Consider the following 24900-nt stretch of genomic DNA (forward strand, 5'->3'; position numbering starts at 1 on the left):
CAGCATCAGGGGCCGGCCCGGCTCGGCCGGGCCGGCTCACTTCAACAGCGGGGGATGAGGAGAGATGACGCTCGTTCATCGACTGGAGCGGAAACAGTGTCTGATAGGCCTGATCACGCTGGTTGTGCTAGGGGTCGTAGCGGCATGGAAGCCATACGCACTAATCGAGGGCCTTCAACGCGGCGGACTCTACTCGCTGATTGCGCTACCGATGGCGTTGATCCTCGGGATCGTGGGGATCATCAACTTGGCGCACGGCGAATTCATGATGCTTGGGGCCTACTTCGCCTACTGGCTGTGGGCTTACGCGGGACTGGATCCCTTGGTAGCGATGGTCCCCTCTCTGGGGGCCTTTGCCCTCATCGGTGCTGTAACCTACAGCGCAACGATTCGTCGTGTGCTGAAGGCGCCGGAGCTAACCCAGTTGCTACTCACATTCGGGCTGGCACTGATGGCTGTGGAGTTCGCCAATCTGATGTGGACCTCGCGGCCGTGGAAACCCCACCTCAGCTACATCTACTCCTCAGTGTCAATAGGCTCACTCACTTTTGGCATATATCCCTTCGTGTACACGGTAGGTGCGATCGTGGTTTTGATCGGATTGATGGCGTTCCTGCGCCGTACACGGATTGGCAAGGCGGCGCTCGCGGTCGGACAGAATCCGCGGGGGGCAGAGCTTGTGGGGATCAACGTAAACCGGACGTATCTTCTGATCTTCACTTTGTCAATCGCCCTGGTCGGGGCGATCGGAGGGCTATTCCTTACACGCCACTCTGTCTTCCCGGCTGTCGGATCGCCGTTCACGCTGAAGTCGTTTTGTCTGATCGCTATGGCTGGCGTGGGCAACTTGCCAGGGGTGCTGTGGGGTGGCTTTGCCCTCGGCATTGCTGAAGCTCTCGTGTTGTCATTCCGCGAGGCATACATGTGGGCCGATGTGGTGTTCTTTGCCGTGCTGGTTGGGGTGATCCTTGGCAGATCGTATCGGAGGCATACCACATGAGGATCAAGAGGCTCCTCCCTTATGTCGTTGGCGCCGCGATAGCTGTGACGTTCCCGCTTTGGACGGGCATGTACCAACAGCAAGTGGCGGTAACGATACTGATCTACCTGACGCTCGCCCTGAGCTGGGACATGCTGTTGCGCTCAGGACAGCTCAATTTCGGCACTGCTGGGTTCTTTGGGATAGGGAGCTACACGGCGGTGCTGTTGTTCCTTAACTTGGGTGTGCCTCCCCTGCTGAGCATCGCTCTTGGGGGGCTGATCGCTGGTGTAGTCGCTCTGTTTCTTGGGCTGGCGGTGTTGCGGCTGCGAGGCATGTACTTCGCCATCACCACCCTAGGGGTAGCCAGCATCTTCCAGGTGGTGGCGCGAAACATCCCTTCCTTGACCGGGGGACCGGAGGGGAAGATGCTGCCCACGGCCATCTTCCGCGGGAACGTGTCAATGGCATACTGGCTTGTCCTGGGTGTAGCCCTCCTCGCGGTGGTGGTCTCCGAGGTCTTTGAGCGGACGCGGGTCCGCCTTGCGTTGACCTCCATGCGCAACAATGAGTGGGTTGCCAGATCGAGTGGCATCGATGTCTTCAAGTACCTCGTGTTTATGTTCACGGTTACCTCCATCATCCAGGGAATTGCAGGTGGGACTTATGCCCATGTCTACGGGTTCGTCGCGCCCGAGGCAACCTTCCACGTGAACTTCCTCCTCCTCCCTCTGGCCATGGCTCTGCTCGGGGGAATCTATGGCACGTGGGGGCCAGTGATCGGCGCGCTCATCCTGGGGATCCTGAGCGAATACCTGAAGCTGCAGATTCCATATGGGCACCTTCTCGTCTATGGAGGGATCATCGTGGTCGTCACGTTGTTCGCGCCCCACGGCGTTGTTGGGCTGGTGAAGGCAGGCCTCCAGAAGTGGGCCGCGGAGCGCGGTCCCCGATGATGCGGCTGATGGAAGGTCACGGCCGGGAGCGGCTGCAGCAGGTGCGGCGACGCGCCAGAACCGTGGATTGGGGGTGCGAACGATGGCGGTCTTGAGAACCGAGTCCTTGACGAAGCGCTTCGGAGGGTTGGTAGCTGTCAACGAAGTGACGTTCGAGGTAGCCAAGGGCGAGATCCTCGGCATCATCGGCCCCAACGGAGCGGGGAAAACGACCCTGATCAATGTCATCTCAGGGTTGTACCTGCCCGACGCGGGGCGGATTCTCCTCGACGGACGGGACATCACATTCACCCCCCCGCATGTGCGGTGCCGATTGGGGATCGGCCGGACGTTTCAGTTGGCCTATCCGCTCATGGATCTGTCGGCTAGGGAGAACATTATGGTGGGCGCGGTGTTCGGTCAGCCGCAACGTCTACGGGAGGCACGCCATACTGCCGATGAGATCGGACAACTCCTGGATCTCCCGGCGATGGATCGCGGCGTATGGAACCTGACGGCCCTGGAGATCAAGAAGCTAGAGCTTGGCCGCGCACTGGCGACGCATCCCAGCGTTCTCTTCCTAGACGAGGGCATGGCGGGACTGAACCAAGACGAGACGAGGGCGATGATCGCCGTGGTCCGTAGGATTCAGGAGCAGGGCATAGGGATCTGCGTGGTAGAGCATGTGATGAGCGTGATCGGCGAGCTGACCGATCGGGTGATCGTCCTGAACGGGGGGGCGGTCATCGCCGAGGGAACGTACGCGGAGGTTTGTTCCGACCCAGAGGTCATCGCTGCCTATCTCGGGAAGGAGGAATGATGCTCAACGTCTCTGATGTCGACCATTACTACGGCAAAGCCCATGTCCTGCGCAACCTATCCTTGAGCGTCGGTGCGGAATCAGTCGGGGTGTTCGGCCCGAACGGGGCGGGCAAGACAACATTGGTTAATGCAATTACAGGCTTCGTGCGGCCTAGGCGCGGCGAGATCGTATTTGATGGAACTCCCTTGCTTCGCTTACAACCACATCAGATCACCCGCTTAGGGATCGCGATGGTTCCACAAGAACGGGAACTTTTCCCGTTCATGTCCGTGTACGGCAACCTCGAGTCTGGGGCAGCGTACGTCCCGGGCGCGCGAGAGCGGATGCGGGAGTCACTGGATGCTGTGTTCCAGCTGTTCCCGATCTTGCAAGAACGGACGCGCCAGCTTGCCGTGACACTGAGTGGCGGTGAACAGAGGATGCTTGCCATCGCGCGGGCGCTGATGTCTGCCCCAAAACTTCTGATCTTGGACGAACCTTCACTCGGCCTACAGCCGTCGCTCGTCACGGATGTATTTCATACTCTTCGCGATGTCAGCCAACGGATCTCGATCTTCTTGGCTGAGCAGAACGTGCGGCAGAGCCTCAAGGCAATCGATCGTGGCTACATCATCGAGAACGGTCAAGTCGTACTGGAAGGACCTTCCGACGAGCTACTCGACAACGAGCACGTGAAGCGGGCGTACCTGGGGTTGTGAACAACGAGGATGCATAGCGGGGAAAGGAGACGGATGTGAATCCCAAGGTCCTGGCCCTCTGCGGAAGCCCGCGGCCGGGTGGGAACACCGAGTCCTACCTCAACGCGGCGTTGGATGTGCTGCGCAACCACGGTATGGAAACCGAGCTCGTGGCCCTGCATGACAAGACGATCGCGAGTTGCCGTGCCTGCTACCAATGCTGGCATAGTGGCCAGGGTGTCTGTCAGCTCACGGGGGATGACTTCCACGACATCTACGCCAAGATGGTTGCGGCTGACGTGCTGCTTGTTGGATCACCGGTCCACTATAGCGCGGTGCATCCCGACCTGTGGTCGGTGCTCGTACGCGCTGGGTTCCCTGGGATGGCCGGCCACCCTCACAGCGCCCCGCGACCATTCTCACGCAAGATCGGTGGCCCGATCACGGTTGCACGGCGCGCTGGGCATAACTTCGCATTTGCCCAATTGCTGTTGTGGTTTTACATCAATGAGTTCATCGTCCCTGGGTCGATCTACTGGACCGTCGGTGTAGCTCGTTCCCCGGGGGATGCCGCTCTCGATCGTGAAGGGATCGATACCGCAAAGCGGTTTGCGGAGAACATCGCCTGGTTATTCGGAAAGATCAGAACGTGAAGGAGGACGTATGGCTGGAAGCGTCAGACGGGAGAGGGGAGAGCGGATGTCGACAGGACCGAATGTCACAGCATATCCTGGCCCAGGTGCTGTCTACAACCTCGGGAACATCCTGGAACGAAACGCGGCTCCGTCAGGGTCTCCCGATCGGCCTGCGGTAGTCGACGCCGATCGGGCGGACGACCGACACGTCTCATCCTACCGAGCGCTTGACCGCCGTGCTAACCGGTTCGCCCAGGCACTGACGTCGCTGGGGGTCAAGAAGGGTGACCGGGTTTTCGTGGTGCTTCCGAACAGGGTAGAGATGCTGGAGGTCCTGTTTGGGTGCCTCAAGGTTGGGGCGGTGTTCACGCCAGCCAATTTTCGGTTCTCCGCGGAGGAGATCTCGTTCCTTATCGATGACGTGGATTCGGGGATCCTCGTCTTCGACAGCGAGTACGCGGAGAAGATCCAGGAGGTGGTGTCTGGCCACCCTGGCCTACGGACGATTGAGATCGGCGGGCATGTGCTGAGCGGCTCACTCGACTACCGCCAGCTACTCACCAAGGCGTCTGAGGACGCGCCGGCCTGCCCAACTGCGCCGGACGAGACCGCTATGATCCTGTTCACGGCTGGGACGACGGGGCATCCCAAGGGGGTCAGACTCACCCATCGAAGCACGTTCTTTGCCTGTCTAGCGAACGGGATCTCAGCGGCACTGACGCGGGATGATGTCTACCTGGGGGCGCCACCGATGTTCCATAGCGGAGGATTGACTTGCTTTCAGCTGTACATGCTGATGATCAACGGAAAGCTGATCCTCCAGCGTCGCTGGACCCCGGAGGGAGCACTCGCGCTGATCAAGAAGTACGGCGTGACATACCATTTTGGAATAGCCACGCAGCTCAAGATGATGGTCCAGGTTCCAGGGTGGGAGAGGTGCGTCTCCTCCCTCCGTGCTGTAAACGGGGGTGGGGAGCCACAACCCGTTGAGTTGAAGCGGGCGTTCATCGATCAGGGGATCACCTACATATGCGGCTATGGGCTAACCGAGACCGGCGCGACCGGGCTCAACTGGCCCGCATCATCACCTGACGATCCGCTGTTGAGCAAGGCAAGCGAGTGCATGGGCAAGCCCCCAGCATTCGTCGAGGTGAAGATCGTGAGCGAAAGTGGCGACGAAGTCGCTCCTGATGAGATCGGCGAGATCATCATCCGCCGCGAGCCCACGGGCGCAGCAGGCTACTGGAATCGTCCAGAAGAGGAGGCAAAGAAGTTCCGCGGCGACTGGATCTTCACTGGCGACCTGGGGAAGCTCGATGGGGATGGGTATTTCTACGTCCTTGGCCGGACCGATGACATGATCATCAGTGGGGGAGAGAACATCTACCCAGCTGAGGTTGAGCGCGCTATCTACTCTCACCCCAAAGTCGCCAACGTAGTGGTTGTCCGCGGGAAGCACCCTCAGTGGGGGCAGACGCCGAAAGCGATCGTTATGCCCAAGGAAGGGCAGACGATCACCGTAGAGGAGATCCTGGAGCACGTGAGCGCCCATCTTGCCTCGTTCAAGAAGCCTCGCACGGTGGTGATTGTGGACAGCCTGCCAAGATCTGAAACAGGCAAGATCGACCGTAAAGCGGTTAAGAATATGTACGAGGAGCTCTAGCGCGCAAGCTGTGTTGTTCCGCAGTGCGAAGGCATGAAGCACCGGTTCGCCCTGCGCAACACGCTCCCCGCCCTCGTCAACGTGTGGTGGTCGACTCCCGCCTAGGAGGAGATCATCCGTTGCCTGTTCCAGGTCCATCTAGGGGGAACTGACCTTCGTGATGGACATTGCCGGCTTAGCCAGTTCGCTCCTGGCCGGCGGGGGGTGCGAGGATTCCCTGTAGGCGTGGGTCCGAGAGGAGGGAACATGGGACGGCAGTACGAGGAGGTTTACCACCGATCGGTCGAGGATGCGGAGGAGTTCTGGGCTGCGGAAGCGCAGAAGCTGCACTGGTTCCAGCGCTGGGAGCAGGTACTCGACGATTCCAAGGCTCCGTTCACCCGCTGGTTCTCTGGGGGACAGACGAACCTCTGCTACAACGCGGTGGATCGCCATGTCGTGGCGGGAAAGGGGGACCGGCCGGCGATCCTCTGGGAAAGTCCGGAGTTGGGACAGAGCCGGACCCTCACCTTTCGCGAGCTCCACCGGGAAGTGAACCGGTTCGCCGCGGCCCTGCAGCGATGCGGGGTGACGAAGGGGGATCGGGTGCTCGTGTACATGCCGATGGTCCCCGAGGCGCTCATAGCGGTGCTCGCCTGCGTTCGGATCGGCGCCATTCACTCCGTGGTCTTCGCCGGGTTCTCCGTGGAGTCCCTCGCCCACCGAATTGAGGACTCGGGGTCGCGGGTCATCGTGTGCGCCGACGGCGCTCTCCGGAAGGGGAAGCCGATCAACCTCAAGGAGATCGTAGACCGGGCCGTGGATCAAGCGCGGACCGAGGTCGAGCGCGTGATCATCCTCGATCGCGGTGTCGTCCCGTGGACCCCGGTCCCCGGGCGCGACGTACGGTGGGACGAGGCGATGGCGGAGATCGGCGAAGCCGAGGTGCCCGCCGTTCCCCTGAATGCCACGGACCCGAGCTACATCCTCTACACGTCGGGCACCACCGGGAAGCCCAAAGGGGTGGTACGGGACACGGGCGGGTACATGGTCGCCCTCCACGCTTCGATGGACCTCATCTACGGGTGCACCCCAGAGGACGTGTATTGGTCCACGTCCGACATCGGGTGGGTCGTCGGCCACAGCTACATCATCTATGGGCCGCTCCTGTACGGGATCCCGACCCTCGTGTACGAAGGAACGCCCGACAGCCCCAACCCCGGGATCTGGTGGGAGACGATCGAGAAGCACCGGGTGTCCGTCCTCTTCTCCGCTCCCACCGCGATGCGCATGCTACGCAAGTTCCCGTCGAGCTGGATCGAAGGTCACGATCTGTCCTCGCTTCGTCACGTGTTCCTCGCCGGCGAGCCCCTGGACGAGCCCACCTACCGCTGGGCGGCCGAGACCCTGAACAAGCCCGTCATTGATCACTACTGGCAGACCGAGAGCGGCTGGCCGATGATCACGAACCACATGGGGATTCCCCCTCTTCCGGTGAAACCTGGATCCCCGACGCGGGAAGCGATCGGGTGGCAGCTCGACGTGGTCGACGAGCAGGGCGATCCGGTCCCCCGTGGGCAACGGGGGTACCTCGTCGCCTATCCTCCCCTTCCACCGGGCGCGCTCCAGACCCTGTGGAAAGACGACGAACGGTTCGTAGGAAGCTACTGGAAGCACTTCGCCCGTCACGGAAAGCGGCTCTACTTCTCCGGGGACTATGCGATTAAGGACGAGGATGGGTACTACTGGCTCCTCGGCCGGGCGGACGAGGTGATCAACGTCGCCGGGCACCGCATGGGGACGCGCGAGGTAGAGGAGGTCATCTCCGGGCACCCCGGGGTGGCCGAGGTATCGGCGATCGGGATCGACGATGAGATCAAGGGCCAGGCGATCGCGGCGTTCGTGGTCCTCAAGAAGGACGTTGCCGATAGCCCTGCTCTCCACCAGGAGATCATCCACCTCATCCGGGAAAGCATCGGCCCCATCGCGACCCCGAAGGTGCTGCGGGTCGTGCCGCGGCTTCCTAAAACCCGCTCCGGGAAGGTGATGCGCCGCGTGTTGCGGGCGATCTGCGAGGAAAAGGCGCTGGGGGACCTGTCCACGATCGAGGACGGGGCGAGCGTAGACGAGGTCCGGAAGGCCCTTGATGAGCTGGGAGAAGTGACACAACCGAGGACCTAGTCAGGTCCTCTGTCCATCCGTTAGGAGCCAGCCTTGCCCCGATCGACCCACCACCGGCGGCCTACCGCTCGGCCGGAGGGCCGTAGCCGCCCCCGCCGGGGGTGCGGATGCTCAGCGTCTCCCCGGGGTGGAGGTCGAATTCCGTCTTCCCCGGGAGCCGGATCTCCTCCCCATCGCGGACGAGGATGTTCTCCCCCCGTTCCCCCGCCTCCCCACCCCTAAGCCCGTAGGGACGCCCGATTCGGCGGTCGGTGAGGAGGGAGACGTGGGCGGCGTGCCCAAGCGGAGCGAGGTCGCGGCGGATCCCGCACCCGCCGCGGAACCGGCCGCGCCCGCCCGTCCCCGATCGGAGCTCGTACCTCTCCACGCGTAGGGGATAGGCAAGTTCAAGCGCCTCCACGGGCGTGTTGAGGGTGTTCGTCATGTGGCTGTGAACCCCGTCCACCCCGTCCCCTTTCGGCCGGGCCCCGCTCCCTCCCCCGATCGTCTCGTAGAACGCGTACGGCCGGCCGGTGCGGGGATCCGTGCCCCCGATCGCGACGTTGTTCATCGTCCCCTGGCTCGCCGCAGGAACCCGCTCCGGGATGAGCTCGGCAAGGGCCCCGAGGACGACGTCCACGATCCGCTGCGATGTCTCGAGGTTCCCCCCCACCACCGGGGCGGGGGGACGCGGGTTCACGATCGTGCCCTCCGGGGCGAGGAGCTCGATCGGCCGGTAGCACCCGGCGTTGGGGGGGATCGTGGGGTCGGTCACGGCGCGGAGGGCGTAGTACACCGCGGACGCGGTCACAGCGAACACGGCGTTCAGCGGCCCCCGCACCTGGGAGTCTGACCCGGCGAAGTCCACCCGCACCGTGTCCGCGCGGATCTCGATCCGGACCAGGATCGGGACCGGGCCGGTCCCCACGCCGTCGTCGTCGAGGGCATCCGCGAACTCGGCCGCTCCCTGGGGGAGGCGCCTGATCTCCGCCCGCATCCGCCGCTCGCTGTAGTCGAGCACGCCGGCCATCCCCTCCCCGAGGAGTTCCGTCCCGTACCGGGCGACGAGGTCACGGATCCGCCCAATCCCGGTCCGGCACGCCGCGTGCTGGGCGCGGAGGTCGCCCCACCGCTCGTCGGGGGTACGCACGTTCTGAAGGAGGATCCGGAGGAGGTCCTCGTCGAGTTCCCCCCTCTTCCACAGCCGCACCGGCGGGATGCGCAGCCCCTCCCCGTAGATCTCGGTTGCCGTGGGAGCGAGGCTCCCCGGCGCGGGGCCGCCGATGTCGGCGTGGTGGGCACGGCAGGCGACGAACGCCACGAGCCCCGACCCCGCGAACACGGGGGCAACGAACGTCACGTCGGGGAGGTGCGCCCCCCCGAGGTACGGATCGTTGAGGATAACGACATCGCCCTCTTCCCACTCCGCCACCCTCGCCAGCGCCGCCCGCACCGAGAACGGCATCGCCCCAAGGTGGACGGGGATGGATTCCGCCTGGGCCACGAGTTCGCCGTGGGGATCGAATAAGGCCGATGAGCAGTCCCGCCGTTCCTTGATGTTCGGGCTGTAGGCGGACCGAACGAGGTTCGCGTTCATCTCCTCGGCCACGCTCGTGAGGGCGTGGCGGAGGACTTCGAGCGTGACCGGATCGATCGTGCTCATCCGACCTCCACGATGAGCGCGCCGTGCTCGTCCACCGCCCCCTCGCTCCCCGGTGGGAGGAGGGTCGTCGCGTCGGGCCCGAGGACGATCGCCGGCCCCGTGATCCGCGTTCCGGGGCCGAGGTCCGCCCGGTGGACGAGCCGGGCGGCGACGGGGCCGGTCCGGTCGAACCACGCCGCGCCCGTCGCGGGGAGTTCGGGAGCAGAGGAGAAGGAGGGTCGGATGTCCACGGGCAAAGCGGGGACGCTCGCCCGAACGCGGACGGCGACGAGCTCGATCTCCTCCCCCGGCGCGGCGTGGCCGTACCTCTGCTCATGGGCCTTGTGGAACACCTCTTCTAGCTCCGTAACCCACTGCGGTCCCACCCTCCCTTGGGGAACGGGAATGTCGAGTTCGTGGGCCTGGCCCGCGTAGCGGAGTGCGGCCACGGTCGCAAACCGAAGGCCCTCCTCGGGACCACCGTGGCCGACGAGTTCCTCCCCCGCCCGCTCGCGGAGGCGCGCAAGGAGCTCGGCCAGTTCCGCTACCGAAAGCGAGCGGAGCGGGCGGACGATCCCCTGGCTCGTCTCGTGCCCAACCTCGGCGAGGAGGAGCCCGAGCGCCGACAAGACCCCCGCTGTGGGTGGGACGAGCACCTTCGGGATCGAGAGCCGACGGGCGAGGGGGACGGCGTGGAGGGGGCCCGCCCCCCCGAACGCCAGCAGCGCGAATCCCCGTGGGTCGTGCCCCTGCTCGACCGAGATCACCCGGATCGCCCGCTCCATCGCCGCATCGGCGACGTCGAGGATCCCAAGGGCGGCCTCCTCCACCGTGAGGCCGAGCGGATCGGCGATCCGGCGCACCGCGGTCCGCGCCGCGTCGAGGTCGAGCGCGGGGAGCCCGCCCAACGGGAACTCGGGGAGGAGGTGGCCAAGGACGAGGTGGGCGTCGGTGACCGTGGGCTCCTCTCCCCCGCGGCCGTAGCAGGCCGGACCGGGGTCAGCCCCCGCGCTCTCCGGCCCCACCGCGAGCGCGCCCCCGGGGTCGAGGCGGGCGAGGCTCCCCCCGCCGGCACCGATCGTGTGGATGTCCACCATCGGGAGGGCGACCGGGTGCCCCCCGACCGCGCCCCCCACCGTGCGCGCGACCGTGCCCCCCTGGACGAGGGCCACGTCGCAGCTCGTCCCGCCCATGTCGAGGGTAATGAGGTCAGAAAACCCCGACCGGAGCCCGATCTGGCGTGCCCCCTCCACCCCACCCGCCGGCCCCGAGAGGAGGATCCGCGCCGGTTCCTTCTGGGCCGTGGCGGCGTGGGCGATCGTCCCGCTCGACTGCATGACCTGCCACGAGGCGGGGAGCCCGAGACCGGCCGATCCCCCCTCGACCGCCGCGAGGTAGCTCCCCACCACCGGCCGCAGCGCGGCGTTGACGACGGTGGTCGAGGTGCGCTCGTACTCGCGGAACTCGGGGAGGAGGTCACAGGACAGGGTCAGCGGCACCCCGAGCCCGGCGAGGACCTCCCCCGCCTCCCGCTCGTGGTCCGGGCAGAGGAACGAGAACAGGAAGCACACCGCCACCGCCTCCACCCCCCGGGCGCGGAGCTCGGGGAGGAGCTGGGCGACGGCCGCCCGGTCGAGCGCGCGGACCACGTTCCCTTGAGCGTCCACCCGCTCCGGGACTTCGAACCGGAGCTCGCGGGGCACGATCGGCTGCACCCGCTCGAAGAAGAGGTTATAGAGTGACGGCCGGTTCTGGCGGCCGATCTCGAGCACGTCGCGGAACCCGGCCGTGGTGACGAGGGCCGTTTTCCCGAGCTTCCCCTCCAGGACCGCGTTCGTGGCCACCGTCGACCCGTGGGCGATCCTGGTCACAGACTCCGGCCGGATCTCCCCCCGCGCGATGAGCTCCGCCAGGGCGGCGAGGACGCCGCGGGCCGGGTCGTCCGGCGTGGAGGGGAACTTGTAGAGGCGTGGCCCGCCCTCCCCGAGGATGACGATATCCGTGAACGTCCCCCCAATATCCACCCCCATCGCCACAGCCACAGCGTGGGAGTATAGGCTAGCTCGTCCTTTTCAGCAAAGGCAACCCCCGAGGTCGGCGAGGTATTCGAGTTCAAGAGAGGGCGTCTTCGGCCCTAATCATGAACAGGTCGGGCCCGGCCGCGACGCGCGCACGGGCTCAACGATGCCCACCGTCTTCACGATGAGCCCCTGCAGTTCATGAAACGATGGACACCCCCTCGGAACGGCCGATTGGAGGTCCCAGGCGGCCCAGCTACAATCCGTTAGCTGCGGGGAGGAACCGGATGCTCAGCTCCACGGTGGAACTGAGATGATGCGTCTCGAAGACCTACGGCCGGGGACCGTGGTCCGGGGCCTCGTTCTCAACTCTGCCGTCACCGTGATTCAGGTCCAGTGGCTGGGATCGGAGGCCCTGGAGATCACGTTCAAGGAGCCCTCGGGCCGCGTAGGATCCCAGCTTCTCTTCCGGAGCGACGAGGAACGCCTGGACATCGTGGAACGGGGCCGGCCGTGGAGCTTCGACGGTGACGGCGCTCTGTTCCGGCTCGTCGCTGAGGCGCACAGAATTCGACTCGCTCACCTGTTCGATCCTCTCTTGGCGGTGCACACATCGCTCGTGGAGCCGCTACCGCATCAGATCACCGCTGTCTACGAAGCCATGCTCCCTCGTCAGCCGCTGCGGTTCCTCCTGGCCGACGATCCGGGGGCCGGGAAGACGATCATGGCCGGCCTCCTCATCAAGGAGCTCATCGTCCGCGGGGACGTCGAGCGGTGCCTCATCGTGTGCCCGGGTGGCCTCGTCGAGCAGTGGCAGGACGAGCTCTCCCAGCGCTTTCATCTCCCGTTCGAGATCATGACCAACGACAAGCTGGAGGCAGCCCGAACGGGGAACTGGTTCACCGAGACCCCCCTCATCATCGCACGGCTTGACAAGTGCGCTCGTGACGAATCCGTCAAAGCGCGACTTGCTTCCCCGGAGTGCCGGTGGGACCTCGTGGTGGTGGATGAGGCGCACAAGATGTCGGCAACCTTCTTCAGCGGGGAGATCAAATACACCAAGCGTTACCAGCTTGGGCAGCTCCTCTCCGGCCTCACCCGCCACTTCCTCCTCCTCACCGCGACCCCGCACAACGGAAAGGAAGAGGAGTTCCAGCTGTTCATGGCCCTGCTCGATGGCGACCGCTTCGAGGGGAAGTTCCGCGACGGAACACACCAGGTGGACGTCTCCGACCTGATGCGGCGGATGGTGAAGGAAAAGCTCGTCCGGTTCGACGGCACGCCCCTGTTCCCTGAGCGGATCGCGTACACGGTCCCGTACCGCCTGTCGGACCTCGAGGCCCGGCTCTACCAGGAGGTTACGGAATACGTTCGCCAGGAGTTCAATCGCGCCGAGGCCCTGGCGGACAACAAGCGTGCGGGGACGGTTGGGTTCGCGCTGACCATCCTCCAGCGCCGGTTGGCCTCCTCTCCCGAGGCGATCTACCAGTCCCTCCGCAGGCGGCGGGAGAGGCTGGAGCACCGGCGCCGCGAGCTCCAGGTGCTCCACCGAGGCGCTACTGTGCCCGCTCTGGTCACCCCGGCCCTCGATGAAGAAGCCCTCGACGACCTGGAGGATGCGCCCGACACAGAAGCAGCGGCTATCGAGCAGGAGATCCTCGACCAGGCCACCGCGGCGCGGACGCTGGAGGAGCTTCAGGCCGAGATCGAGACCCTGAAACGCCTCGAAGACCTCGCCCTCCGGGTGCGGCAAAGTGGGGAAGACCGCAAGTGGCGCGAGCTCGCGAGCCTGCTCGGGGAGATCTTCGCCCCCGCGGCCTTCGCCCCCCAGGTGAGCGAGCCCACCGCGCCCTACAGCGCGCGCGATGTGCCCAAACCCGTCCCCTCCCCCCGCCAGAAGCTCATCGTCTTCAGCGAGCACCGCGATACCCTGGCCTACCTGGAACAGCGGATCGCCACGCTCCTTGGGCGCGGCGATGCCGTGGTGACGATCCACGGCGGGATGGGCCGCGAAGAGCGCCGGAAGGCTCAGGAAGCCTTCCTGTACGACCCGAATGTTCACGTGCTGGTCGCCACCGATGCGGCCGGGGAAGGGATCAACCTCCAGCGGGCCCACCTGATGGTCAACTACGACCTCCCGTGGAATCCAAACCGGATCGAGCAGCGATTCGGGCGGATCCACCGTATCGGCCAAACTGAGGTCTGCCACCTGTGGAACCTCGTGGCCGTGGATACCCGCGAAGGCGACGTGTACCGCACCCTGCTCGACAAGATCGAGCAAGCCCGGCAGCGCCTCGAGGGCCAGGTGTTCGACGTCTTGGGGAAGGTTCAGTTCGAGGGCCGCCCGCTTCGGGATCTCCTCATCGAAGCCGTCCGCTACGGCGAGCGGCCGGAGGTCCGCATGCGGCTGACCCAGGTCATCGCCGATGCGTTCGACCCTGCCCATGTTCAGGATCTCGTCGAGAACAAGGCACTGGTCGAGGAGGTGATGGACCCGGCGCGCCTCGGTCGGATCCGCGAGGAGATGGAGCGGGCCGAGGCACGGAGGCTTCAGCCGCACTACATCGAGGGGTTCTTCTTGGAGGCGTTCCGGCGGTTGGGCGGCTCCGCCCGCCAGCGCGAGCCCAGGCGGTACGAGATCACCCACGTCCCTCCTCCGGTCCGACGCTGGGACCGGCAGACCGGGATCGGCGGTCCCATCCTCCCGCGCTATGAGCGGATCACGTTCGAGAAGGATCTCATCTCCCCGCCCGGGCAGCCACTGGCAGCGTTCGTCTGTCCGGGGCACCCGCTCCTCGACGCGGTGGTGGATCTCACCCTCGACGCCCATCGGGACCTCCTGCGACGGGGGACCGTGCTCGTGGACGAGGCGGACCTCGGCGAGAAGCCGCGGGCTCTCTTCTTCGTCGAGCACACGATTCAGGACGCGGGGGTTCTCCCGACGGGCGAGAACCGCGTGATCTCCCGCCGGGTTCTGTACGTGGAGACCGACGCCGAGGGGCGGGCCCGCCACCTCTACCACGCCCCCTACCTCGACTACCGCCCGCTCCGAGCCGACGAGCCTGAGACCGAGGCCATCCTCGCCCGGCCGGAGTGTCGCTGGGTGAACGAGGCGCTCGAAGGGCGGGTGCTCGAACACGCGGTGTCCACCGTGGTCCCCGAGCACGTGCGTGAGGTGCGGGAGCGGCGCCTCCGGTGGATCGAGAAAACGCGCGCCGCTGTGAAGGACCGGCTGACCAAGGAGATCTACCATTGGGACAGCCGGGCGACCCAGCTCAAGCTTGAGGAGGAGGCGGGCAAGGTCGGGGCCAGACTGAACTGGCAGGAAGCGCGCCGGCGGGCCGACGACCTCCAGGCCCGGTTGGAGCGGCGCCTGGCCGAGCTCGACCGGGAGGCGCAGATCACCGCCCTGCCGCCGGTCGTGCTGGGTGGCGTGCTCGTGGTCCCGCTGGGGCTCCTGGCGAAGATGAGCGGAAGGCCACTTTCTGAAGAAGAGCGCCGGGTCGTGGACAAACAGAAGGTCGCGGCGGCAGCGCGGGCAATCGTCATGGACGTGGAGCGCCGGCTTGGCTGCACGCCCGTGAATAGGGAAGAAGAAAAGCTGGGGTACGACATCGAGAGCCGGGACCCCCGCACGGGGAATCTCCGGTTCATCGAGGTGAAGGGCCGGGAGGCAGGCGCGGACACGATCACCGTGACCAAGAACGAGATCCTGACCGCGCTCAACAAGCCCGACGCCTACATCCTGGCGGTCGTCGAGCTCGCGGGGGATGGAACCCACGCCGTGCACTACGTCCGCCGGCCGTTCGAGCGGAGCGGCGTGACCGTTGACTTCAACGGAGCGAGCGTGAACTTCCACTTCGCCGATCTCCTAAAGCGGGCCGAGGTGCCAACATGAGGACGCCCACTGCTCCAACCTTCCCCAACACTTCGCGCGTGGTGGACGAGGCGTCATGGCTATTGCCATCCATCTCATGAATGATTATCATCCACAGCGTGAATACTCTTCCCCGCCTGGTCGAGCCCGCGCTGGCTGAGCGGCTCCAGGTGATGCCGGCGGTCGTGGTGACTGGCGCCCGGCAGACAGGCAAGAGCACGCTCGTGGCCGAGCGCATCGGGCGGGGGCGGCGCTATGCCTCGCTCGACGACCTCGACGTCCTCGACGCCGCGCGCCGCGACCCGGAGATCCTCCTCGGCGGGCCCGGACCCGTGACCCTCGACGAGGTCCAGCGCGAGCCCTCCCTGCTCCAGGCCATCAAGCGGGCCATTGACCGCGACCGCACGCCGGGGCGCTTCCTCCTCACCGGCTCGGCGAACCTGCTCCTCATGAGGCAGGTCTCCGAGTCGCTCGCCGGCCGGGCGAGCTACCTAACGCTCTGGCCGATGACCCGGCGCGAACAGTGCGGGGAGGGTCGTTCCGGCCGCTGGGAGGACCTGCTCGCCGCGCCCGACGAGGAGTGGCCCGAGGTGCTGGGGGCAGGGAAGGCGGAGCCCGAGGACTGGCGCGCGCTCGTCCGCCGCGGCGGATTCCCCACGCCCGCGCTCGAACTCGCCGACGCCAAGGAGCGCGCCATCTGGTTCGATGGCTACGCGCGCACCTACCTCGAGCGCGATCTCCAGGACCTGGCCGCAATCAGCGCGCTCCCTGACTTCCGGCGGCTCATGCGCGCCGCCTGTCTGCGCCTGGGCCAGCTCGTCAACCAAACGGAGCTCGGCCGCGACGTATCGCTGCCCCAGGCCACCGTGCACCGCTGGCTCAACCTGCTCGAGACCTCCTGCCTGCTCGTTCGCCTGCCGGCCTACGCCGTCAACCGTACCAAGCGGCTCATCAAGTCGCCCAAGCTCTATTGGGCCGACACCGGCCTTGCCCTCCACCTGGCAGAGGCAGACGAGCCCAACGGCGCGCACCTCGAGAACTTGGTTCTGGGCGATCTCTTGGCCTGGCGTGATGCCCGGCTCGAACGCGCCGAGGTCACCTACTGGCGCACGGCGAGCGGGGAAGAGGTGGACTTCGTGGTCGAGGCTGGGCGGAAGCTGCTCCCGATCGAGGTGAAGGCGGGCAGCCGGCCACGTCTGGACGACGCGGCGCACCTCCGGTCCTTCCGCCGCGAGTACGGCCGGAAGGCGCGGGTGGGCCTCGTGCTCCACACCGGCAGCGCCATCGAGTGGCTGGCGCCGGACGTGCTCGCCGCGCCATGGTGGAGGGTGTTGTGAAGAAGAAACTGATCGAAGTCGCGCTGCCGCTCGAGGCGATCAATGCCGCGAGCGCGCGGGAGAAGTCCATCCGCCACGGGCATCCCTCGACGCTCCACCTGTGGTGGGCGCGGCGGCCGCTTGCCGCGGCGCGGGCAGTGATCTTCGCCCAGATGGTGGACGATCCATCCGCCAACCCCGACCTCTTCCCCACCGAGGCCGCCCAGGAGAAGGAGCGCCAGCGCCTGTTCCGGATCATCGAGGATCTGGTGCAGTGGGAGAACACCACGAACGAGGAGGTGCTCCAGCGGGCGCGGGACGAGATCTGGGAGAGTTGGCGCCGGACGTGCGCCGAGAACGCGGATCACCCGCGGGCGAGGGAGCTCTTCAACCCCGAGAAGCTCCCCGCGTTCCACGATCCGTTCGCCGGCGGCGGGTCCCTCCCCCTGGAGGCGCAGCGGCTGGGGCTGGAGGCGTACGCGAGCGACCTGAACCCGGTTGCGGTGCTCATCTGCAAGGCGATGATCGAGATCCCGCCCAAGTTCGCCGGCAAGCCCCCCGTGAACCCGCGCTATCGTTCCCTCTCCTCCACGAGGGGAGGGGAGGGTGAGGAGGAGGTTTCAGGGCAGCGCGAGCTCGGCACCCGCCCGTGGAAGGGGGCACAGGGCCTCGCCGAGGACGTCCGCTACTACGGCCAGTGGATGCGCGACGAGGCCGAGAAGCGGATCGGGCACCTGTATCCCAAGATCGAGGTCACGGCGGAGATGGCCCAGGACCGGCCGGACCTCAAACCCTACGTCGGCCAGAAGCTCACCGTGATCGCCTGGCTGTGGGCCCGCACCGTGAAGAGCCCAAACCCGGCATTTCGCGAGGTGGATGTGCCGCTCGCCTCCACCTTCATGCTCTCCACCAAGCCGGGCAAGGAAGCCTATGTGGAGCCGGTGATCGAAGGCGCCGGCTACCGGTTCACGGTGAAGACGGGCAAGCCGCAGGACGCCGAGCGGGCGAAGCGCGGCACGAAGTTGTCGCAAGGCAGTTTCGAGTGCCTCATGTCTGGCTCTCCATTTCGGTACGAATACATCGACGCAGAGGCCAATGCAGGTCGCATGGGCGCACGGCTGATGGCAGTCGTCGCTGAAGGTAGACGCGGTCGCGTATATCTGGATCCGCAGCCGGAGCACGAGACTATCGCTCGAAGTGCCAGGCCCACTTGGAAGCCAGATGCGCCAAGCCGCGGGACGTGGGCAAGCAATGCTCAAGGACGTCGATACGGCTTTCAGACGTTCGGCGACTACTTCACCCCGCGCCAGCTCGTGGCGCTGACGACCTTCTCCGACCTCGTCGGCGAGGCGATGCAGCAGGTCCGCCGCGACGCCCTCGCCGCCGGCCTCTCCGACGACCCCACCCCGCTGCGCGACGGCGGCACTGGCGCGACGGCGTATGCCGAGGCGGTGGGGGTGTATTTGGCGATGGCGGTGGACAAGGTTGCAGATCGTAATTCGACTGTTTGTGCATGGGCCAGTCTGCGTGAACACGCTCGAAACACATTTGGTCGGCAAGCCATTCCCATGGTCTGGGACTTCGCTGAGAGCAACCCGCTTTCTGATTCCAGCGGGAATTATGAGGGCGGTATCGTTTCTATCACTGTGGCGCTTTCCGCGTTGAATCCACCCGCACTGGGTGCCGTTTGGCAGGCAGATGCTCAATCCCAAGAGATTGCCGCAGCTAAAGTCGTATCCACCGACCCGCCGTACTACGACAACATCGGCTACGCCGACCTTTCGGACTTCTTTTACGTCTGGCTGCGCCGCGCGCTGCGACCGGTGTTTCCCGAGCTGTTCGCCACGCTGGCGGTGCCCAAGGCCGAGGAGCTGGTCGCCACGCCCTACCGCCACGGCGGCAAGGAGAAGGCCGAGACCTTCTTCCTTGACGGCATGACGCAGGCGATGCATCGCCTAGCCGAGCAGGCGCATCCGGCCTGCCCGGTCACGATCTACTACGCCTTCAAGCAGTCCGAGAGCGGCGGCACTGACGGCACCACCAACACCGGCTGGGACACCTTTCTGGCTGCGGTGATCGAGGCCGGCTTCGCCATCTCCGGCACCTGGCCGATGCGCACAGAATTGGACAGGCGCATGATCGGCTCGGGCACCAACGCCCTGGCCTCCAGCATCGTGCTGGTCTGCCGGCCGCGGCCGGCGGATGCGCCCACCGCCAGCCGCCGCGAGTTTCTGAATGCGCTGAAGGCCGAGCTGCCGGCGGCGCTGGCGCACTTGCAGGCCGGCAACATCGCGCCGGTCGATCTGGCGCAGGCCGCCATCGGTCCCGGCATGGCGGTCTACACGCGCTACGCCAAGGTGCTCGACGCCGAAGGCAAGCCCGTGCCGGTGCGCGAGGCGCTCGCCTTGATCAACGAGATGCTCGATGAGACGCTCGCTGAACAAGAAGGGGAGTTTGACCCCGACACGCGGTGGGCCCTCGCCTGGTTCGAGCAGCACGGGTTCGCCGACGGCCCGTTCGGCGATGCGGAGACGCTCTCCAAGGCCAAGAACACGAGCGTCCAGGGCATGGTCGAGGCGGGCTTCCTCCGCTCCAAGGCGGGCAAGGTGCGGTTGCTCAAGCCCGAGGAGCTGCCGGAGGACTGGGATCCGGCGGTGGACACGCGGCTCACGGTCTGGGAGACCGTGCATCAGCTCATCCGCGCCCTGGAGGCGGGGGGCGAGGGCGCGGCGGCGGACCTCGTGCGGGTGCTAGGGGCGAAGGCCGAGACCGCCCGCGGGCTCGCGTACCGGCTGTACACGATCTGCGAGCGGAAGAAGCGCGCTCCCGAAGCCCTCGCCTACAACGCCCTCGTCCAGAGCTGGCCCGAGATCGTCCGCTTGGCACGGACAGGGCCCAGCGAACGCGCGGAGACCCGCGAGATGTTCGATGGTGCTGTGAGGGGGAATACATGATTACAGACCTGCACTTGAGGGGCTTCAAGGGATGGGCTGATACTGGCCCACTAAAGTTTGCGCGAATCACGGGTTTCTTCGGGCCGAACAGTTCCGGTAAGAGCGCTCTCATACAAGCGCTTCTAATGTTGAAACAAACAGCGGATTCCCCCGACAGAAACCTTCCTCTCTTCCTGGGCGACGACAGAAGTCTAGTCGAGCTCGGAGGGTTCCATGAGGTCACCCACAGGCACGACACAGAGAGAGGAATTGAATGGGACATATCGTGGCGTCTTCCGAAGCAGATCACGATTACGGATCCGACTGTCCCATCGCGGACTCTGTTCTCTACTGAGCAGCTCTCGCAGTTCGCGCGGGTGACTCAGGGGGGGGCCGGGCTCCGAGTGGAGCGAATGGGCTACAGGATTGACAACCTAGAGCTTGGGATGCAGGCTCGCGAGAAGCAAGGCTACGACCTTTTCCCATCGCGGGCTGAGGGACGAGACTTCCACTTCGTCCGAACCCGTGGACGCGCTTGGCCTCTACCTCCCCCAACGAAGTGCTACGGCTTCCCGCCTGAAGTCAGGGCCTACTACCAGAACGCTCAGTTTCTTGCAGATCTCGAACTGGCAGCTGAACACCTGTGGGGACGGGTCTTCTACCTGGGCCCGCTGCGCGAGTATCCAAGACGGCACTACATCTGGGCAGGGGGCGAGCCTCTCGATGTTGGACGGCGAGGAGAGCGTGTCACTGATGCGCTGCTCTCATCAAGGGCAAGGGGCAAGTACATCTCCCCGGGTCCCAGGAGACATAGGAGGACTCTCGAGGAACAGGTCGCCAGCTCGCTGGCTGATCTCGGGATTGTACATAAATTCGAGATTGAATCAGTAGCAGAAGACGTCCAGATCTACAGGATGATGCTTCAGACCGACAACGGAGGGCCTTTGGTTCCCGTAACAGATGTGGGCTTCGGCGTCTCGCAGGTGCTTCCCGTGATAACCCTATGCTACTACGTCCCGGAGGGCTCGGTGGTAATTCTTGAGCAGCCTGAGATACACCTGCACCCAGCTGTGCAGGCGGGGCTCGCTGATGTTCTGATTGACGCAGTGAAGACGCGCCGCATACAGGTGATCCTGGAGAGCCACAGTGAGCATCTCCTGCGAAGACTGCAGCGCCGAATGGCTGAAGGAAAGATCGATCCCGAGCAGGAGGTTGCGCTGTACTTCGTCCACCGGACTGGGCGGGCTTCTGATATTCAGCGCCTCTTGCTGGATCTCTTCGGACGGATCTCGAACTGGCCACCGGGCTTCTTCGGAGATGACCTTGGCGAGGTTCTTGCCACGCAGGCTGCCATCCTCCGGCAGAAGGGTGCAGATGCGCAGGGTGGTTGATGTCAACGTCCTTGTGGTAGCGAACGAGCGCTGCGACCACGCAACAGAGCGCTGCGTCCTGGCTGTGACTGGGGAGTTAAGCCAGATAGTCAAGAAAGCTAACGAGGGAAGCCTGAAGGTGGTGATTGATGCAGGTGACGAGATCTTGAAGGAGTACGGTCGTCACGCCAGCCGCAGCGGACGCCCGGGCGCAGGGGATTTCTTCTTCAAGTGGCTCTGGGACAGGCAGACAGACCCACACTTCTGTGAGCAAGCCTCCGTGAACCGAGATGCTCAGCGCGGGTACAGCGAGTTCCCCGCAGATCAAGATCTTGCGGCCTTCGACAGAGGGGATCGCATCTATGTTGCAGTAGCGATTGTAAGCGGGGCAGATGTCGTGAACGCCGTCGACACAGACTGGGCTATGTTCGAGATGGCGTTGCGGAAAAACGGTGTTCGCGTGAAGAACCTATGTGCTGACATGCTGCAGCACACAGGAGGAGGTAACAGCCATGGCGACCACAAACCATGAGCGAGTAGGGAAGGCGCTGGAGCTCCTGAAGATCGGACTCGGGCCGTTCATCGAACGTGAGGTGAAGACGCTCTCCGACGACGAGGCGCACAGGCTCGTCGAGCGGCTTTCGGCCGACGAGCGCCTCGCCTCGGGGAAGCCCCTCTCCCAGTGGGACGCCGCGGCTCTCCTCAAGCTGATGTGGGACGGGTGGCAGCCGGTGTTCCGCCGCACGCTCGGTCCAGTGGAGCGAAGCCTCGTCTCGGAACTGCGCGAGATCCGGAACCGCTGGGCTCACCAGGAGGCGTTTTCGAGCGACGACGCGTACCGTGCCCTCGACTCCGTGGAGCGCCTGCTCACGGCGGTATCGGCCCGAGAGGCGGCGGAGGTGGCGAAGATGAAGCGCCAGCTCCTCCGCCAACAGTTCGACGAAGAGGTGCGCGGCGAGAAGCGGCGCGTGGGCGGCTCGCTCGTCGAGGCTGCGGCCACAGGCGCGCTTAGGCCATGGCGCGAGGTCATCTCCCCCCACCCCGACGTGGCGAGCGGCCACTACCAGGAGGCGGAGTTCGCCGCCGACCTGTGGCAGGTCTACCGCGGCGAGGGGAGCGACGAGTACAAGAACCCGGTGGACTTCTTCCGCCGCACCTACCTCACCGAGAGCCTCCAGCGGCTCCTCGTGCGGGCCGTGGAACGCCTCGCCGGCACGGGCGGAGACCCCGTGGTCCAGCTCCAGACGAACTTCGGCGGCGGGAAGACCCACTCGCTTCTTGCCCTGTACCACCTCTTCTCGGGGAAGGCCCCGCGCGAGCTCCCGGGAGTGGAGGAACTCCTCGCCGAGGCTGGGGTGGAGAAGCTCCCGGCGGTCCACCGGGTGGTCCTGGTAGGGAACAAGATCTCGCCAGCCAACCCAACGAAGAAACCCGACGGAACGGAGGTTCGCACCCTATGGGGTGAACTCGCCTGGCAGCTCGGCTACGCCAAGGGCGGAGAGAAGGAGGCGCGGAAGGCGTTCGACCGGATCCGGGCCGACGATGAGCGAGCAACGAGCCCCGGCGACCGGCTACGGGAGCTCCTGCGCGACTACAGCCCGTGCCTCATCCTCATTGATGAGTGGGTGGCCTATGCCCGCCAGCTCCACGACGGCGCCGACCTCCCCGCGGGAAGCTTCGAGACCCAGTTCACGTTCGCCCAAGCCCTCACCGAGTCGGCAAAGGCGGCCCCGCAATGCCTGGTGGTGGTGAGCTTGCCGGCGTCGGAGAGCGAGGTCTCGCCCCACGCCCAGGTCGAGGATGCCGAGGTGGGGGGGCTGCGCGGACGTGAGGCCCAGGATCGGCTGCGAAACGTGATCGGCCGGGTGGAGTCGTCGTGGCGGCCGGCCAGCGCCGAGGAGAGCTTCGAGATCGTCCGCCGGCGCCTGTTCCAACCCCTGGCTGGCCCAGAGGAGTTCAAAGCCCGCGATGTGACCGCGCGGGCGTTCGCCGACTTCTACCGCCAGCACCGCGACGACTTCCCCCCGGAATGCCGCGAGGCGGACTACGAGGCGCGGATCAAAGCCGCGTACCCCATCCACCCCGAGATCTTCGACCGCCTGTACAGCGACTGGTCCACGCTCCTCAAGTTCCAGCGGACGCGGGGCGTGTTGCGGCTGATGGCAGCGGTCATCCATTGCCTGTGGGAACGGGGTGATAAGAACCCGCTCATCCTCCCCTCCACGATCCCGCTCGACGAGCCACGGGTCCAGTTCGAGCTCACGCGGTACCTCTCGGACAACTGGGCCCCGGTGATTGAGAAGGACATCGACGGGCCGAACTCTCTTCCCGTGAGGCAGGATGGGGAGGCGTCGAACCTCGGGAAGTACGCGGCGTCACGACGCGTGGCGCGGACGATCTTCCTTGGGTCGGCCCCGATCCAGAAAGCGGCCCACCAGGGGATCGAGGACCGGCGCGTCCACTTGGGGTGCGTGATGCCGGGCGAGCCGGTGGCCGTGTTCGGGGATGCCCTCCGCCGGCTGGCCGCAGGGGCGACGTACCTCTACCAGGACGGCCACCGCTACTGGTACGCGACCCAGCCGACCGTGACCAAACTCGCCGAGGACCGGGCCGAGCAGTTGGTGCGCGAACCGGATAGGGTCGCGAAGGAAATCGAGGCCTGCGTGCGCAGGGATGTACGGGAGCGCGGGGACTTCGCAGGGGTGCACCCGTTCCCGCAGTCGAGCGCAGACGTGCCCGACGATCGCGATGCCCGGCTCGTGGTGCTGGGGATCTCCACCCCGCACGGCAAGGGGGAGGAGAGCCCGGCCCTGGTGGCAGCCCAGAAGATCCTGGAGACGCGGGGCAATGCGCCCCGCCTCTACCGCAACGCGCTTGTGTTCCTGGCTCCCGACCGATCCCACCTCCCGGATCTGGAGGCGGCCCTGCGGCGGTACCTCGCCTGGGGTTCGATCCTCCGGGACAAGGACACCCTCGACCTCTCGCCATCTCAGGTGCGCAGCGCCGAGGAACGGCTGCAGGGGGAGGAGGCTACGGTCGCGGCCAAGCTCCCCGAGGTCTACCAGTGGCTCCTCGTCCCTGTTCAGCCGAGCCCCCAGGAGCCGGTCCGATGGGAGGAGTTCCGCCTCCAGGGGAGCGATCCGCTCGCCGTGCGGGCGGGGAAGAGGCTGCGGAACCAAGAGCTCCTCGTGACGAGCTTGGGCGGAACGCGGCTGCGGCTGGAGCTCGACCGGGTGCCGTTGTGGCGCGGAGACCACGTGGAAGTGCGCCAGCTCGGGGACGACTTCGCGCGGTACGTGTACCTGCCACGCCTGAAGAGCCCGGCCGTGCTCGCCGCGGCGGTGAGCGATGGCGTTGGACAGCTCACATGGCAGAAGGACGGGTTCGCCTACGCGGAAGACTACGACGTGGCCACCGGGCGCTACCGCGGGTTGAGGGCAGGGGCCCAGGTGCGGGTGACGGAGGACGACCCAGGCCTCGTGGTGAAACCCGACGTGGCGCAGCGCCAGCTCGCGGCGGAGGTGCCGGCCGCCCCGCCGGCGCGCGCTGCGGACGGGAAGGTGCAGACCGGGGCGGGGGAGCCGCCCGAGAAGGAGAAAAAGCCCCGCCGGCCGAAGCGATTCCATGGGACCGTGGTGCTCGACTCCACCCGCGCGGGGCGGGACGCGAGCCGGGTGGCCGAAGAGGTCGTGGCGCACCTGGCGGGGCTGCCGGGAGCAGAGGTGACCGTGACCCTCGAGATCGAGGCCCTGATCCCCGACGGGGCGCCGGAGAACGTGGTGCGGACCGTGACCGAGAACGCAGCGGCGCTCAAGTTCGCGTCCCACGGGTTCGAGGAGGAGTAGCGTCCGAAGGGCACAGCCTCGTCCCCTCGTCGGGGCGTCCGCAACCGG

The 24900-nt window shown here is 65.9% G+C and carries 15 protein-coding genes; 13 read left to right on the top strand and 2 right to left on the bottom strand.

All coding sequences use genetic code 11. The features are described from left to right. The first annotated feature begins 64 nt into the window (after positions 1-64). The 7 genes from BARAN1_RS05300 to acs all read left to right on the top strand — a co-directional run bounded on the left by BARAN1_RS05300 (position 65) and on the right by acs (position 7872). Positions 65-1000, top strand: coding sequence for a branched-chain amino acid ABC transporter permease (locus BARAN1_RS05300; RefSeq protein WP_122031519.1), 936 nt, complete (start codon positions 65-67; stop codon positions 998-1000). Continuing rightward, positions 997-1935: a branched-chain amino acid ABC transporter permease gene (locus tag BARAN1_RS05305; protein WP_122031520.1), complete on the top strand. Its 939-nt coding sequence runs from the start codon at positions 997-999 to the stop codon at positions 1933-1935. The genes BARAN1_RS05300 and BARAN1_RS05305 overlap by 4 nt, the downstream gene beginning before the upstream one ends. Before the next feature lie 106 nt (positions 1936-2041). Then, the gene (locus BARAN1_RS05310) at positions 2042-2734 is read left to right on the top strand and encodes an ABC transporter ATP-binding protein (protein ID WP_231944250.1); all 693 of its coding nucleotides are present in this window, start codon (positions 2042-2044) and stop codon (positions 2732-2734) included. Then, positions 2734-3435, top strand: coding sequence for an ABC transporter ATP-binding protein (locus BARAN1_RS05315; RefSeq protein ID WP_122031797.1), 702 nt, complete (start codon positions 2734-2736; stop codon positions 3433-3435). Before BARAN1_RS05310 ends, BARAN1_RS05315 begins: the two co-directional genes overlap by 1 nt. 35 nt (positions 3436-3470) lie before the next feature. Continuing rightward, positions 3471-4067 (top strand): flavodoxin family protein, encoded by a 597-nt coding sequence (locus tag BARAN1_RS05320; protein ID WP_231944251.1) that lies wholly within the window; start codon positions 3471-3473, stop codon positions 4065-4067. Positions 4068-4077: 10 nt separating this feature from the next. Beyond that, positions 4078-5712 (top strand): class I adenylate-forming enzyme family protein, encoded by a 1635-nt coding sequence (locus BARAN1_RS05325; protein WP_162297756.1) that lies wholly within the window; start codon positions 4078-4080, stop codon positions 5710-5712. Between the two features lie 246 nt (positions 5713-5958). Beyond that, the gene (gene acs, locus BARAN1_RS05330; RefSeq protein WP_122031523.1) at positions 5959-7872 is read left to right on the top strand and encodes an acetate--CoA ligase; all 1914 of its coding nucleotides are present in this window, start codon (positions 5959-5961) and stop codon (positions 7870-7872) included. A gap of 61 nt (positions 7873-7933) precedes the next feature. Here acs and BARAN1_RS05335 read toward each other — a convergent pair whose 3' ends face one another. Then, complete coding sequence (locus BARAN1_RS05335) at positions 7934-9514, bottom strand: hydantoinase B/oxoprolinase family protein (protein WP_122031524.1); 1581 nt, start codon at positions 9512-9514, stop codon at positions 7934-7936. Beyond that, a complete protein-coding gene (locus BARAN1_RS05340) occupies positions 9511-11535 on the bottom strand; it encodes a hydantoinase/oxoprolinase family protein (RefSeq protein ID WP_122031525.1) in 2025 nt (674 codons plus the stop codon). The genes BARAN1_RS05335 and BARAN1_RS05340 overlap by 4 nt, the downstream gene beginning before the upstream one ends. Positions 11536-11824: 289 nt before the next feature. On the opposite strand from BARAN1_RS05340, the gene BARAN1_RS05345 reads away from it, so the two are divergent. From BARAN1_RS05345 to BARAN1_RS05370, 6 genes are all read left to right on the top strand, one after another. Further along, positions 11825-15409: a DUF8742 domain-containing protein gene (locus BARAN1_RS05345; RefSeq protein ID WP_122031526.1), complete on the top strand. Its 3585-nt coding sequence runs from the start codon at positions 11825-11827 to the stop codon at positions 15407-15409. A gap of 98 nt (positions 15410-15507) precedes the next feature. Continuing rightward, positions 15508-16725, top strand: coding sequence for an ATP-binding protein (locus BARAN1_RS05350; protein ID WP_231944252.1), 1218 nt, complete (start codon positions 15508-15510; stop codon positions 16723-16725). Next, positions 16707-19658 (top strand): DUF1156 domain-containing protein, encoded by a 2952-nt coding sequence (locus BARAN1_RS05355; protein WP_122031528.1) that lies wholly within the window; start codon positions 16707-16709, stop codon positions 19656-19658. Before BARAN1_RS05350 ends, BARAN1_RS05355 begins: the two co-directional genes overlap by 19 nt. Next, positions 19655-21028 (top strand): DUF3696 domain-containing protein, encoded by a 1374-nt coding sequence (locus BARAN1_RS05360; protein ID WP_122031529.1) that lies wholly within the window; start codon positions 19655-19657, stop codon positions 21026-21028. Before BARAN1_RS05355 ends, BARAN1_RS05360 begins: the two co-directional genes overlap by 4 nt. After that, positions 21012-21539, top strand: a complete 528-nt coding sequence (locus tag BARAN1_RS05365) for a hypothetical protein (protein WP_157959501.1) — start codon at positions 21012-21014, stop codon at positions 21537-21539. The genes BARAN1_RS05360 and BARAN1_RS05365 overlap by 17 nt, the downstream gene beginning before the upstream one ends. Continuing rightward, positions 21520-24852, top strand: a complete 3333-nt coding sequence (locus BARAN1_RS05370; protein WP_122031531.1) for a Swt1 family HEPN domain-containing protein — start codon at positions 21520-21522, stop codon at positions 24850-24852. The genes BARAN1_RS05365 and BARAN1_RS05370 overlap by 20 nt, the downstream gene beginning before the upstream one ends. Positions 24853-24900: the final 48 nt, after the last annotated feature.

The sequence above is a fragment of the Candidatus Bipolaricaulis anaerobius genome, from assembly GCF_900465355.1.
GTDB classification, from domain to species: Bacteria; Bipolaricaulota; Bipolaricaulia; order Bipolaricaulales; family Bipolaricaulaceae; genus Bipolaricaulis; species Bipolaricaulis anaerobius.

Coding starts and splice junctions, on each gene's coding strand:
- BARAN1_RS05300 (WP_122031519.1), top strand. CDS start 65: ATGACGCTCGTTCATCGACTGGAGCGGAAACAGTGTCTGATAGGCCTG.
- BARAN1_RS05305 (WP_122031520.1), top strand. CDS start 997: ATGAGGATCAAGAGGCTCCTCCCTTATGTCGTTGGCGCCGCGATAGCT.
- BARAN1_RS05315 (WP_122031797.1), top strand. CDS start 2,734: ATGCTCAACGTCTCTGATGTCGACCATTACTACGGCAAAGCCCATGTC.
- BARAN1_RS05325 (WP_162297756.1), top strand. CDS start 4,078: ATGGCTGGAAGCGTCAGACGGGAGAGGGGAGAGCGGATGTCGACAGGA.
- acs (WP_122031523.1), top strand. CDS start 5,959: ATGGGACGGCAGTACGAGGAGGTTTACCACCGATCGGTCGAGGATGCG.
- BARAN1_RS05335 (WP_122031524.1), bottom strand. CDS start 9,514: ATGAGCACGATCGATCCGGTCACGCTCGAAGTCCTCCGCCACGCCCTC.
- BARAN1_RS05345 (WP_122031526.1), top strand. CDS start 11,825: ATGATGCGTCTCGAAGACCTACGGCCGGGGACCGTGGTCCGGGGCCTC.
- BARAN1_RS05355 (WP_122031528.1), top strand. CDS start 16,707: ATGGTGGAGGGTGTTGTGAAGAAGAAACTGATCGAAGTCGCGCTGCCG.
- BARAN1_RS05360 (WP_122031529.1), top strand. CDS start 19,655: ATGATTACAGACCTGCACTTGAGGGGCTTCAAGGGATGGGCTGATACT.
- BARAN1_RS05365 (WP_157959501.1), top strand. CDS start 21,012: ATGCGCAGGGTGGTTGATGTCAACGTCCTTGTGGTAGCGAACGAGCGC.
- BARAN1_RS05370 (WP_122031531.1), top strand. CDS start 21,520: ATGGCGACCACAAACCATGAGCGAGTAGGGAAGGCGCTGGAGCTCCTG.